The 12361-nt window shown below is 71.2% G+C and carries 12 protein-coding genes; 9 read left to right on the top strand and 3 right to left on the bottom strand.

Annotated elements, in window-relative coordinates; all coding sequences use genetic code 11:
* Positions 1 to 46: 46 nt before the first annotated feature.
* Together rfbC and ACFCV8_RS32495 are read right to left on the bottom strand one after the other, a co-directional pair.
* Positions 47 to 646, bottom strand: a complete 600-nt coding sequence (gene rfbC / locus ACFCV8_RS32500) for a dTDP-4-dehydrorhamnose 3,5-epimerase (protein WP_376689089.1) — start codon at positions 644 to 646, stop codon at positions 47 to 49.
* 99 nt (positions 647 to 745) lie between these two features.
* Complete coding sequence (locus ACFCV8_RS32495) at positions 746 to 2782, bottom strand: glycosyltransferase family 2 protein (protein WP_376689088.1); 2037 nt, start codon at positions 2780 to 2782, stop codon at positions 746 to 748.
* A gap of 388 nt (positions 2783 to 3170) precedes the next feature.
* On the opposite strand from ACFCV8_RS32495, the gene proB reads away from it, so the two are divergent.
* From proB to ACFCV8_RS32470, 5 genes are all read left to right on the top strand, one after another.
* Positions 3171 to 4256: a glutamate 5-kinase gene (gene proB, locus ACFCV8_RS32490; protein ID WP_376689090.1), complete on the top strand. Its 1086-nt coding sequence runs from the start codon at positions 3171 to 3173 to the stop codon at positions 4254 to 4256.
* 143 nt (positions 4257 to 4399) lie between these two features.
* Positions 4400 to 4900: a hypothetical protein gene (locus ACFCV8_RS32485; protein WP_376689087.1), complete on the top strand. Its 501-nt coding sequence runs from the start codon at positions 4400 to 4402 to the stop codon at positions 4898 to 4900.
* Positions 4901 to 4971: 71 nt separating this feature from the next.
* A complete protein-coding gene (locus tag ACFCV8_RS32480) occupies positions 4972 to 6255 on the top strand; it encodes a glutamate-5-semialdehyde dehydrogenase (RefSeq protein WP_376689086.1) in 1284 nt (427 codons plus the stop codon).
* 67 nt (positions 6256 to 6322) lie between these two features.
* On the top strand, positions 6323 to 6922 hold the full coding sequence (locus ACFCV8_RS32475) for a hypothetical protein (RefSeq protein WP_376689085.1): 600 nt from the start codon (positions 6323 to 6325) through the stop codon (positions 6920 to 6922).
* Between the two features lie 287 nt (positions 6923 to 7209).
* Positions 7210 to 8274, top strand: a complete 1065-nt coding sequence (locus tag ACFCV8_RS32470; protein ID WP_376689084.1) for a hypothetical protein — start codon at positions 7210 to 7212, stop codon at positions 8272 to 8274.
* On the opposite strand, the gene ACFCV8_RS32465 is transcribed toward ACFCV8_RS32470, so the two are convergent.
* Complete coding sequence (locus tag ACFCV8_RS32465; RefSeq protein ID WP_376689083.1) at positions 8261 to 9412, bottom strand: M48 family metallopeptidase; 1152 nt, start codon at positions 9410 to 9412, stop codon at positions 8261 to 8263. The genes ACFCV8_RS32470 and ACFCV8_RS32465 overlap by 14 nt on opposite strands.
* Before the next feature lie 111 nt (positions 9413 to 9523).
* Here ACFCV8_RS32465 and ACFCV8_RS32460 point away from each other — a divergent pair, with 111 nt between their 5' ends.
* From ACFCV8_RS32460 to ACFCV8_RS32445, 4 genes are all read left to right on the top strand, one after another.
* Positions 9524 to 9676: a hypothetical protein gene (locus ACFCV8_RS32460; RefSeq protein WP_376689082.1), complete on the top strand. Its 153-nt coding sequence runs from the start codon at positions 9524 to 9526 to the stop codon at positions 9674 to 9676.
* Positions 9677 to 9760: 84 nt separating this feature from the next.
* Positions 9761 to 9922, top strand: a complete 162-nt coding sequence (locus ACFCV8_RS32455; RefSeq protein ID WP_376689081.1) for a hypothetical protein — start codon at positions 9761 to 9763, stop codon at positions 9920 to 9922.
* 38 nt (positions 9923 to 9960) lie between these two features.
* A complete protein-coding gene (nadD, locus tag ACFCV8_RS32450; protein WP_376689080.1) occupies positions 9961 to 10578 on the top strand; it encodes a nicotinate-nucleotide adenylyltransferase in 618 nt (205 codons plus the stop codon).
* A gap of 19 nt (positions 10579 to 10597) precedes the next feature.
* On the top strand, positions 10598 to 12325 hold the full coding sequence (locus ACFCV8_RS32445) for an LCP family protein (protein WP_376689079.1): 1728 nt from the start codon (positions 10598 to 10600) through the stop codon (positions 12323 to 12325).
* The last annotated feature ends 36 nt before the right edge of the window (positions 12326 to 12361 follow it).

The raw sequence follows: 12361 nt of genomic DNA, 5'->3' as shown, positions 1-12361 counted from the left end.
GGTCCGTCGCACGGACCCGCGGGGGCTCGGGCGTACCGTCCGGGGCTCAGCCGCGGGCGCGCAGGCGGGCGTAGTACTCCTGGCAGGCCTCGTACGTGGGCAGCAGGCCCTGCTGCTCGGCCTCGGCCAGGGAGGGGGCCGCCGCGTCCTTGTCGGACAGCAGCGGGGTGAGGTCCGCGGGCCACTCGATGCCCAGCTCGGGGTCGAGCGGGTTGATGCCGTGCTCGCGCCCGGGCGCGTAGCCCTCGGAGCAGAGATAGGCGACCGAGGCGTCGTCGGTCAGCGCCATGAAGGCGTGGCCGAGGCCCTCGGCGAGGTAGACGGAGCGGTGGTCCACGTCGTCGAGCCGGACGGCCTCCCACCGCTTGTAGGTGGGGGAGCCGACCCGGATGTCCACGATGACGTCGAGCACCGCGCCGCGCACGCACTTGACGTACTTCGCCTGGCTCGGCGGCACGTCGGCGAAGTGCACTCCGCGCAGCGTGCCCCGGCTGGAGACGGAGAAGTTGGCCTGTGCCAGCCGCAGCGTGTGGCCGACGGCCTCGCCGAGCTCCGCGGCCTTGAACCACTCGTGGAAGCTGCCGCGGCTGTCCGGGAAGACCTTGGGCTCATGCACCCAGGCTCCTTCGATGGAGAGCTGCCGCATGCGATCACGTCCTTGTTCTGGTGCTGATTCGTTCGGGTGGGAGGAAGACGTAGAGGGAAGGCGTAGAGGGAAGACGACGTAGAGGTACGGCCGGCCGGCTCAGCCGGTGAACCGGGCGGCCAGACGACGCACCCGCTTGCGGCCCTTGGCCGGGAGCCTGCGCACGATGGGGCCGCCGACCGCGCGCAGCGCACGGCGCAGGGTGGCCTTCCGGCGCTTGGCGGCCACGTCCGCCATGACGGCCGCCGGGACCTCGGGCAGTTCCTGGTCCACCGTGATGCGGCCGCCCTCGGAGAGCGTGACGGCGCACAGCGCGAGCGCGGGGCGCTTCTCGCCGTCCAGCCGCACGGCGAGGTTCCAGGCCCCCGCCGCCACGCCGGGCGCGCGGGCGGGCACGGCGATGTGGGCCCGGCCCCCGGTGGGGTGGAGCGAGGTGCGCAGCGTGTGCGTGGCGCCGGACCCGGACGCGGGGCTCAGGACCAGCTGGACTTCGGAGGCGGCGGTCGCCGCGGTGGTGAACAGGTCCAGCCGGAGTTCGGCACGGCGGCCGGGCGCGCGCGTCACCGGCCGGTCGGCCAGGTAGGCCGCGAGCGTCTTGCTGCGCCGGGCGACATCGAGCGTGAGGTTGCCGAACGGGTCGGTGAAGTACGGGATGACGGCTCGGGCCGGTGAGCCCAGCGAGGCGGGCAGGCAGGCGGCGTCCACCTCCGGGGCGCGGTCGGCGCCGAGTCGGGCCTTGCGGACCAGGCCGAGGCCGCGCAGCGGCACCCAGACGTCCCAGAAGCCGCGTGCGAGCCGGCCGCGGCCCTTGACCGCCTCCGTGGGGAGCCGGCCGCTGCCGTGCAGGACCACTTCGCAGGCACCGTCGCCGAGGTCCTCGACCCGCCGGGTGAACGTCGCGGGGCAGGGCCACTCGACGGCCGTCTCGCGGTTGCGCAGGGACATCTCGGCGGAGAACCCGTCGAGGTCCTCGGTGACGTCGACGAGTTCCTCCCCGGCCGCCTGGGCGCCCTCGTTGTCCGGGTGCAGGAAGTAGCGGTCGTCCCGGCGCAGCAGCTTCACCGGTGCCTCGTCCTCGCCCCGGACCAGCCGGGCGGTGACGGTGACGGTGGCGCTGCCGTCCGGCTGCCAGGCGAATTCCTCCAGACGGGCCGCGGCCTTGACGGAACCGCCGAACCGGGCGATCCGCAGCAGCCCCTCCCGGTCGTCCGCGCGCAGCAGGGTGGAGCGCAGCCGCAGCAGCGGACCGAGCCCGTCGTGCACCCCGTCCCCCATGAACTCGAGGGCCAGCGGCCGGATCGCGTCGCACATCTGGTTGAAGAAGTCGGGCTGGTACTTGACCACCGCGGGTTCACTGAGCCTGCTGAGCATCTCGACCCGGTAGAAGCGGCGGAGCAGCAGGTCGCGGAAGTCGCCCGGTTCGGTGTTGGCCATCACCACGTCCAGGACCTCGCGGAGGTTCCCGTAGTAGGCGGACGGGACGATCCTGGTGGAACCCGCGTTCTTGCCGTCGTCGCGGCGGGAGTAGAAGTAGCAGGTGTAGTCACCCAGGATGGAGACGACTTCCGCCGGGAAGTACGCCTCCATCATGTAGAGCTGGTCCTCCAGACGGCGCTTCCCCTCGGGGTAGGCGATGCCGTTCTTCCGGAGGAACTCCGTACGGAACATCTTGTGCGGGGTGAGGCTGTCGTAGAGCGGGGCGTCACGCAGCGTGCACTTCTCGCGGTTCTGCTTGAACACGCCGTGCGGGACGCCGCGGAAGTTGCTGGCCACCTTGCCGATGACGATGTCGGAGCCGTTGCGCCGCCCCATCTCGTACAGCCGTCGCAGGGCGTCGGGGGCGAGGTGGTCGTCCTGGTCGACGAACTGGATGTACTCGCCCGCGGCCTCGCCCACGCCGATGTTGCGGGGCTTCCCCGGCCAGCCGGAATTCGGGATGGTGATGACACGGAAATGGGGGTGCTCCCCGGCCAGCTTCTCCAGTCGCTCGCGCGTGTCGTCCGTCGAGCCGTCGTTGACGAAGAGGACTTCGAACTCTCCCGCCGGGAGGGTCTGACGCAGAAGCGAATCGATGCAGGGATCGATGTACTCGCCGGGGTTGTACACAGGAATGACGACACTTACTTTGACTGGCATTGCTGCTGTCCCATGTCTGTAGAAGTCCCTCTGGCGGCGTCCGATACGGGGTCCATGCCGCTGGAAAACGGGCATGGCGCGCTGCCCGCCGTGCACCCTATCGGCTGTTAGATGATCGGGGTGCCCCAACGGTTGCTTGTACGGACAGTTGGGATTTGGCCAAAGGTGACCGAATGTTCGCCCGGGTGAAGGGTGTGTATTTCGTATTCACCATTCCTTCGCAATCGGAGGATCGATGCGGGGGTGTCCACCCGTGCGGGGTCCAGGGAGCGGAACGCCCGAGCGCCCCCGCCGCCGCTCGCGTAGATTGCGGGGGCCGGAGCGGCCGAAATCATTGGGGATGGACGTGTCAGGGGCAAGGCAGGGCGTCACGGAAGCCCGCAGGATCGTGGTCAAGGTCGGTTCCTCCTCCCTCACCACCGCGGCGGGCGGCCTCGACGCCGACCGCGTCGACGCGCTCGTCGACGTACTGACCAAGGTGCGCAGCGGCGGGGAACGCGAGATCGTGCTGGTCTCCAGCGGCGCCATCGCGGCCGGGCTCGCCCCGCTCGGCCTGCTGCGCCGTCCCAAGGACCTGGCCAGGCAGCAGGCCGCCGCCAGCGTCGGCCAGGGACTGCTCGTGGCCCGCTACACCGCGTCCTTCGCGCGCTACGGCGTGCGCGTCGGCCAGGTGCTGCTCACCAGCAACGACACCAGCCGCCGCGCCCACTACCGCAACGCCTACCGCACCCTCGACCAGCTCCTGGCCATGGGCGCGCTCCCGGTCGTCAACGAGAACGACACCGTGGCCACGGACGAGATCCGGTTCGGCGACAACGACCGGCTCGCCGCGCTCGTCGCCCACCTCGTCCGCGCCGACCTGCTGGTCCTCCTCTCCGACGTGGACGGCCTCTATGACGGCGACCCCAGTACCCCGGGCACTTCGCGGATCGCGGAGGTCACCGGCCCCGACGACCTGGTGGGCGTCACCATCGGCAGCGCCGGCAAGGCGGGCGTCGGCACCGGCGGCATGGTCACCAAGGTCGAGGCCGCCCGGATCGCCACGGCCGCCGGGGTCCCGGTCGTCCTCACCTCGGCCGGCCGGGCAGCCGACGCCCTGGCGGGCCGCGACACCGGCACGTACTTCCACCCCACCGGACGCCGCTCGGCGGACCGGCTGCTCTGGCTCGCCCACGCCTCCGCCCCGCAGGGCTCGCTGACCCTGGACGACGGGGCCGTGACCGCGGTCGTCGAGCGCCACAGCTCGCTGCTGCCCGCCGGGATCGCCTCCGTCGAGGGCGAGTTCACCGCGGGCGACCCGGTGGAGCTGCGCGACCTCACGGGCCACCCGGTGGCCCGCGGCCTCGTCAACTTCGACGCCAAGGAGATCCCGCAACTACTCGGCCGCTCCACCCGGGATCTGGCGCGGGAGCTCGGCCCGGCCTACGAACGCGAGGTCGTACACAGGGACGATCTGGTCGTTTTCCACCCGTGACAGGCCCCTGAAACGGCTGAAAGTCCAGCCTCGGTACGCAGACCTTCACGAAAACCGTCCCATTCCCCGCCGCGGACTGGTCAACTCTGTAGTGGGGAAACAGCGGGGTACAGCACAGCAATCGCATTCACAGGAGGCCGCCGGTGAGACGAGCGCGCCCGGGGGCGCCACCCCGAGGAACGGGTGGCCGGGCCCTGACCAGCGTCGGAGCAGGTGCCGGCTTCGACAGGAGCCGGACGACGGACCGAGGCGACGAGGACCGGGCCACCGAGCCCGAGCCGACGGCGCGCGAGGAGCGCACGCCGTCGAAGCTGTGGCACATCACGCTCAGTGTCTCGGGGGCCGCCACACCGCTGAAGGAGATCCGGCGCGGCCTCGAACAGCTCGCGCACGACCATCCCTTCCTGCTGACCAGCAGATACGCCAACGACCACGCGGAGATCCGCTACTGGGAAGAGGCCCAGGACCTGCACGACGCGGCGGCCGTCGCCCTGCGGCTGTGGGGCGAGCACCGCTCCACGTCCAGGCTGCCGCCCTGGAAGATCGTCGGCCTGGAGGTCATCGACCGCGAGACGTACCACCAGCGCGTCGCCGAGGGATACGGGCCGCCCCCGGCCGCCCCGGTCGGAGTCCACCCGTACTGAGCTCCGGGGCATTCGTCTCGCATCACGGGATGAGCGGCGAATGCCCGCAGTGCGCGCACTACCCTGCGGGCATGACCACGCTCTCGCCGTACGACAACATGTCCCCGGTCACCCAGGCCGCCTACCGGGCCCGCTCCGCCGCCGCCGACATCGCGCCACTGCCGCGCGCGGCGAAGGACGACGCGCTGCTGGCGATCGCGGACGCGCTGGAGGTGCGGACCGGCGAGATCGTCGAGGCGAACGCCGAGGACGTCGCCCGTGCCCGCGAGGCGGGCACCAGCGAGTCGGTCATCGACCGGCTCACCCTCACCCCGGAGCGCGTCCGTGCCATCGCCGCCGACGTGCGGCACGTGGCGGCGCTGCCCGACCCGGTCGGCGAGGTCGTCCGCGGCTCGACGCTGCCCAACGGCATCGACCTCCGGCAGGTCCGGGTGCCGCTCGGCGTGGTCGGGATCATCTACGAGGCCCGGCCCAACGTCACGGTCGACGCGGCCGCCCTCTGCCTGAAGTCCGGCAACGCCGTCCTGCTGCGCGGCTCGTCCTCCGCGTACTCGTCCAACGCCGCGCTCGTGCGGGTGCTGCGCGACGCGGTCGGCGGCTCCGGACTCCCGGCCGACGCCGTGCAGCTGGTCCCGGGCGAGAGCCGCGACTCGGTACGGGAGCTGATGCGCGCCCGCGGCCTCGTCGACGTCCTGATCCCGCGCGGTGGCGCCTCGCTGATCCGCACCGTGGTCGAGGAGTCCACCGTGCCGGTCATCGAGACCGGCACCGGCAACTGCCACGTCTACGTGGACGCCGAGGCCGACCTCGACATGGCCGTGGCCATCCTGGTCAATTCCAAGGCGCAGCGCCCCAGCGTCTGCAACGCCGCCGAGACGCTCCTGGTCCACCAGGACATCGCCGCGCGGTTCCTGCCCCGTGCCCTGGACGCGCTGGCCGACGCGGGAGTGACGGTCCACGGCGACGCGTGGGTCCTCGCCCACGCCGAGGGCTCCAGGGCCACGGTGGTGGAGGCGACGCCGGAGGACTGGGAGACCGAGTACCTCTCGTACGACATCGCCGCGGCCGTCGTCGACTCGCTGGACGCGGCCGTCGCGCACATCCGGCTCTGGTCCTCCGGTCACACCGAGGCGATCGTGACCACCTCCCAGGCCGCGGCCCGCCGCTTCACCCAGTTGGTGGACTCCACGACGGTGGCGGTGAACGCGTCGACCCGTTTCACCGACGGCGGCCAGTTCGGCTTCGGCGCCGAGATCGGCATCTCCACGCAGAAGCTGCACGCCAGGGGCCCGATGGGCCTGCCGGAGCTGACCTCGACGAAGTACATCGTCACCGGCGACGGACACGTGCGGTGACGTTCCGGGCACGGTGAATGTCGCGCGCTCCCTGCCCAGAACGACCGGGCGGGGCTAGTCTGGAGACGTGCCGGACGACGTGGGGGGCAGGCCGTTCCCGGACGGCTGGGAGCCCGACGACGACCGCGGGGGCGCGGACGAGGACTTCGCCTCCGTGGTGTTCGACGAGGACTTCGTACGGGCCGCCGAGATCCATGAGCCGACCGCCGTCGAGCGGCTGCTGGCGGCCGCCCAGGCGCGTGCCGAGGCCGAGGCCGCCCGCGCGTCGACGCGCGGCGGTCCGCTCGACGAGGATCTCCACGACGAGGAGTACGGCCCCGGCGCGTACGCCCGTCGAAGCACCTACGACGACCCCGCGGACCTGGACGACGACGCGTACGACCACGACCCCTACGGGCGGTACGGGGGCGGTCTGCGGCCGTACCGGGGCGCGGGGCGCTGGCACCGGCCGGTGGCCTGGCTGCTCGCCGTGCTGATGGGCGTCGGAATGGTCGCCCTGGCCTTCGGCGCGGTCTACCGGAACAGCTCGGGCGGTCGCCAGGACCCCGCCCCGCCGCCCGCCACGACAGGCGTGGACACCGCCCCGGGCGCTGCCCCCGGCACCGCTCCGCAGGCTTCGCCGGACTACCCGCGCCCCACGGTGTCCGCGACCGCGCACACCGGCTGACCCTGCCGGTCCCCGGCCCCTGGCCGGGACCCTTCTCGGCCGTTCTCCGCGGTTCCTCCTCGGCCGGGCGTTTACCCCGGTCCCGATCGACCTACCCTGAAGACATGACCCCTCTCACCGAGGGGGCTTCTCACTCGTCCGTTACATGCGCAGTCGTGCGACGTCATACGCATTCATGACGGGCAGGCTCTGCCGGCTCGTGACAGGCAGGCGCTGCCCGTGGCCGCTGGGCCGAGGCGGAGCGAAGCGTTTCGGCCCCGGCCGGTGGCGTGGAGTCGGGAGAAGTCATGGCAGACCGCGGAGAACCACCGAATGGGCCCGGGAACCCGGCGGGCGGCGGCGAGGACGAGTACCGCTCACTCGTCTTCGACGAGTCGTTCGTGCGCGCTGCCCGGCTGCGGGAGTTCTCCGCCCAGGAACGCATCCAGGACCACGCCCCCGCCGTACGCAGCCTGCCGCCCCGGCGCTGGCGCACCGGCCCCAGGGCAGCCGTCGTCCTGGTCCTCCTGATCGCGCTGGCCTTCGGCGCGGCCGTCTTCATCGGCCTGAGCAGGCCCTACCGGGCGCCCACCGCCCGACCGGCCGAGCCGCTGAGATCGACCGTCATCCCCCTGGCCCCCCGGGGCGTGGTGCCGGGTGGCACTCCCGCCACGCTCCTGGCCCGGAGCCCCGCCGCCCACTTCGAAACAGGTGCTGATGGCATCAATCTGCCGCCGGTCGGCCGGACGGACAATTTCTCCGAGTCCCAGGTGAGGGCCGCCCTGGTCACGGCCAAGGACTACCTGGCCGCCTCCTCGCTCGACCCCGACGTGCTCACCGGCGTCGCCGTGCGCCCGGTCGAGATGCTGCTGGACCCGGCCCAGACCGTCCAGTTCGAGCGCAGCATGGACAAACCGCGGGACGACGGGCAGCACGCCGCGACCGGCTGGCTGGTGCGGTTCGACCCGGCGAAGGTGGCGCTGGCCGCTCCCGACATCAAGGTCAAAGGCACGCTGGACTACCGGGAGGAGGGCGCCAACACCCTGGAGGTGACCTCGGACCACACCTTCACCTACACCCTGCGCCCGGCCACCACGGGCCCCCGGCAAACGGGCGACGCCTCCCTCTTCACCGTACGGCGCGAGCTGACCTTCCGCTTCGACCAGGAGGACCTGCGGCTGCACCGGCTGGAGGTGCGCACCAGCTACGTCCAGGCCGGACCGCAGGCCTGTCCGGCGGACACCACCGGCGCGCTGCGCCCCCTGCTCGCCGGACAGCACGCCGCCTTCCGCGGCCCCGCGGGCACCGACCCGTACGCGACGGGCCGGTCCGCGGCGGCGCTCTGCGGCACCCTGTCGTTCAGCTCCCGCTAGAACCCGGCCCCGACTCCGTCTCCGGCCCCTGCGAGTCCCCGGCGTCCTGGGAACGGGCCGGGTCCGCCGGCCCCTCGGCGCCGCCTTCCTTGCCCGCGGGGCCCCTGCCCTGGCCGGTGAACTTGTCACGGAGCTTGCCGCCCAGGTCACCGGCGCCCCCGGCTATGTCCCCGACCAGCTTCATCAGCGGGTCCTTGCTGGAGCGCACCGTGTCCGCGTAATGGGCTGCGGACTCGCGGAAGGAATTGGTCACCGAGGTGTCCTTGTCCTCCTCGCGCTTCGGGTAGTGACCGTCCATGATCCGCTGGTAGTCGCGGGTCTCGGACCACTTCTTCAGCTCGGCCGCGCGCACCGTGGTGAAGGGGTGCGAACGGGGCAGCAGGTTGAGGATCTTGAGCACCGAGTCGCGCAGGTCGCCGCCCTTCTCGTACTCGTCGGCCTGGGCGAGGAAGGCGTCCACGTTCATCTCGTGCAGGTGGTTGCCGCCCGCGATCTTCATCAAGCCGCGCATCGACGCCCGGAGGTCCTGGCCGACGAGCAGCCCGGCCCGGTCCGCCGACAGCTCGGACTTGCGGAACCACTCGCGCAGCGCCGTCACGATCGCCATGACCGCGACGTTGCCGAGCGGGATCCAGGCGACCTTCACCGCGATGCTGGTCAGGAAGAGGAGGATCGTGCGGTACACCGCGTGACCGGAGAGCGCGTGCCCCACTTCGTGGCCGATGACGGCCCGCATCTCCTCCTCGTCGAGCAGCTCCACCAGCCCTGTCGTCACCACGATGATCGGCTCGTCGAGGCCGATGCACATGGCGTTGGGCTGCGGGTTCTGGCTGACATACATCGGGGGGACCTTCTCCAGGTCCAGGATGTAACAGGCGTCCCGAAGCATGTCGTTGAGATGGCTGAACTGGGCGTCGCTCACCCGGACGGAGTCGGAGAGGAAGAGCAGTCGCAGGCTGCGCTCGGGCAGCAGACCGCTCAGCGTCTTGAACACGGTGTCGAAGCCGCTCAGCTTGCGCAGGGCCACCAGGGCCGAGCGGTCCGCCGGGTGTTCGTAGGCCCGGGACGAGATGCCCGGGAATCGCCGCCGCTGCCTGCTCGGCACGTTCTCGTGGGTCTCGTGGCTGCGTTCGGTCATGAATAGGCCCCCTGTTCGTACGCGATCTCGCTCGCCCCCCTGACACAGCCCAGCGTAGGCGCTGGGGCTACGGTGTGCGGGGGGCTGTGGACAACTGAGGAGACGCCCGACATGCCGCACACCGTTGCTCTGCTCGCCGCCGCTTCCGGGGAGCAGGGACCCGGCAGCACGCTCCGCATCGTGCTGCTCGCCTCGCTCGTCGGAGCCGTCCTGCTCGCATGGATCCTGCTCCGCGGATACCGCAACAACGACGACAACGACTGAGTCGGCGTGAGCGTGCCCGGGGCGCACGCATACGATGTGCGCGACGTCTTCCTTCCGACTCCCGATCGATAGGTCCTGCCGAAGATGAGCCTCACGAGCACCGCGCACCAGCTGGTCACCCTCGCCTCCGAAGGCGGAGAGGGCGGCAACCACGAAAGCCTCAACCCGCTTCTCACCGGGGGCGGTGCGTTCGTCGCGCTGCTGCTCCTGCTGTGGATCACCACCCGCTTCAACCGCGACCGCTGAGGCGAAGGCGTACACCTGTACCAGTAGGCTCTGCACGCATGGGAGAGCAGGAAGTGCCTACCGGCCGCAGAAAGCGCCGACTCGGCGTGATGGGCGGGACGTTTGACCCGATTCATCATGGACACCTGGTGGCGGCCAGCGAAGTGGCCGCCCAGTTCCACCTCGACGAGGTGATCTTCGTCCCGACCGGGCAGCCGTGGCAGAAGAGCCACAAGCACGTCTCCCCGGCCGAGGACCGCTATCTGATGACGGTCATCGCGACCGCGTCCAACCCGCAGTTCTCGGTCAGCCGGAGCGACATCGACCGCAGCGGCCCCACGTACACCATCGACACGCTGCGGGACCTGCGCGCGATGAACGGCGACGCGGACCTCTTCTTCATCACCGGCGCCGACGCGCTCTCCCAGATCCTCACCTGGCGGGACGCGGACGAACTGTTCTCGCTCTCCCACTTCATCGGCGTGACGCGGCCGGGACACGTGCTCACGGACGCCGGACTGCCGGAGGGCGGGGTCTCCCTGGTGGAGGTTCCCGCGCTCGCGATCTCGTCCACGGACTGCCGTGAGAGAGTCGCGCAGGGGGATCCGGTCTGGTACCTGGTGCCGGACGGTGTGGTCCGCTACATCGACAAGCGCCAGCTGTACCGCGGCGAATGAGCGACGCAGAGGGGCACCGGTGAACGACCGACAGAATCCGTACGATCCGTACTATCAGCAGCCGCAGATCGTCGGCTACGACGAGTACGGGCAGCCGGTGTACCAGCAGCCGCAGGCCGTGCAGCAGCAGCCGCAGGCGTACGACCCGTACGGGCAGCAGCCGCAGCAGGCCGATCAGGGCTACGGCTACGACCCCTACGCCCAGCAGCCGCAGGCCGTGCAGCAGCAGCCGCAGGCGTACGACCCGTATGGGCAGCAGCCGCAGCAGCAGGGGTACGGCGGGTACGACAACTACGGCTACGAGACCGGCCGGCAGCCCGCCGCCGTCGACACCACGCAGCAGTGGAACGTGCCGCAGCAGGCCGCCGCGCAGCCGTCCTCCCTGTCCGCGCCCGCGGCCGCCCCGGCCCCGCCGGACCCCGCCGGACCCGGGCACGACACCGGAGCGGGCCCAGAGCCGGAGCCCGAACCGGTCGTCCCCGGGCAGCGCCGCGCCGACCGCACCGAGCAGTTCTCGTTCATCGAGGAGCCGGATGAGGATTCCGAAGACGTCATCGACTGGCTGAAGTTCACCGAGAGCCGCAGCGAGCGGCGCGAGGAGGCCAGGCGCCGCGGCCGCAACCGCATGGTCGCGCTCGTGGTCGTGGCGGCCCTGGTCGTGGTCGGCGGGATCGGCTACCTCTGGTCCGCCGGGATGATCCCGGGCCTGTCCGACCCGGACAAGGACACGGCGGCGTCGACGGGCCCCCAGAAGCGGGACGTCATCGTGGTCCACCTGCACAACACCAAGAAGGGCGGCACCTCCACGGCGCTGCTCGTCGACAATGTGACGACCAAACAGGGCACCACCGTCCTGCTCCCCAACTCGCTCGCGGTGGCCGACGAGGACGGCGTCGCCACCACCCTCGGCAAGTCCGTCGACGCCGACGGCACCACCGGCACCCGCGAATCCCTCGGCAACCTCCTCGGTACCGACATCACGGGCACGTGGCGGCTCGACACCCCGTACCTGGAGACCCTGGTCGATCTGGTCGGCAACATCGAGGTCGACACCGACACCGATGTGCCGGACGCCAAGAAGGGCGCCTCCCCGCTCGTGAAGAAGGGCGAGGCACAGACCCTGAGCGGCCAGATGGCCGTCGCCTACGCCACGTACCGGGGGGAGGGCGAGGACGAGGCCAAGCAGCTCACCCGGTTCGGGGCGGTCATGCGCGGGGTACTGCGGAAGGTCTCGGACGACCCGAAGTCCGCCACGGTCACCGTGCAGACACTCGGGCAGATCCTCGACCCGTCGCTCCCCGAGAAGGACCTGGGCGCCTCGCTGGCGAAGCTGGCCCAGCACGCCAAGCTCGGCGACTACAAGACGACCCTGCTGCCGGTGCAGGCCGACGGGTCGCTCACCGACGAGGCCACCGAGAACGTCGTCAAGGACATCCTGGGCGGCACGGTCAAGGCCCCCGCCGCCGACGCGCCCGTGCGGGTCGGCGTCAAGAACGCCACGGGGAACGAGGAGGGGCTGGGGTCCGCCCGGGTCAAGCTGATCAATGGCGGCTACACCTTCATCGGTGGCGGCACGTCCGCGGCCGTGTCCCTGTCCGAGGTCGTCTACCGGACCCCGGCGGACAAGGAGAAGGCTGCGCAGGTCGCGGCGACCCTGGGAATTCCGGACGACGCGGTGAAGCAGGGCAAGCCCGCCGCCAACGCGGACGTGTCCGTACTGCTCGGCCAGAACTACGAGATCAAGTGAGTCGCGGCCGACCGCCCGGAGCGCACCGATCCGGGC

Source organism: Streptomyces sp. NPDC056347 (assembly GCF_042262625.1).
Lineage (GTDB): Bacteria > Actinomycetota > Actinomycetes > Streptomycetales > Streptomycetaceae > Streptomyces.
The sequence above is the reverse complement of the archived record's forward strand: the minus strand, read 5'-3'. Positions and strand labels throughout refer to the sequence as shown.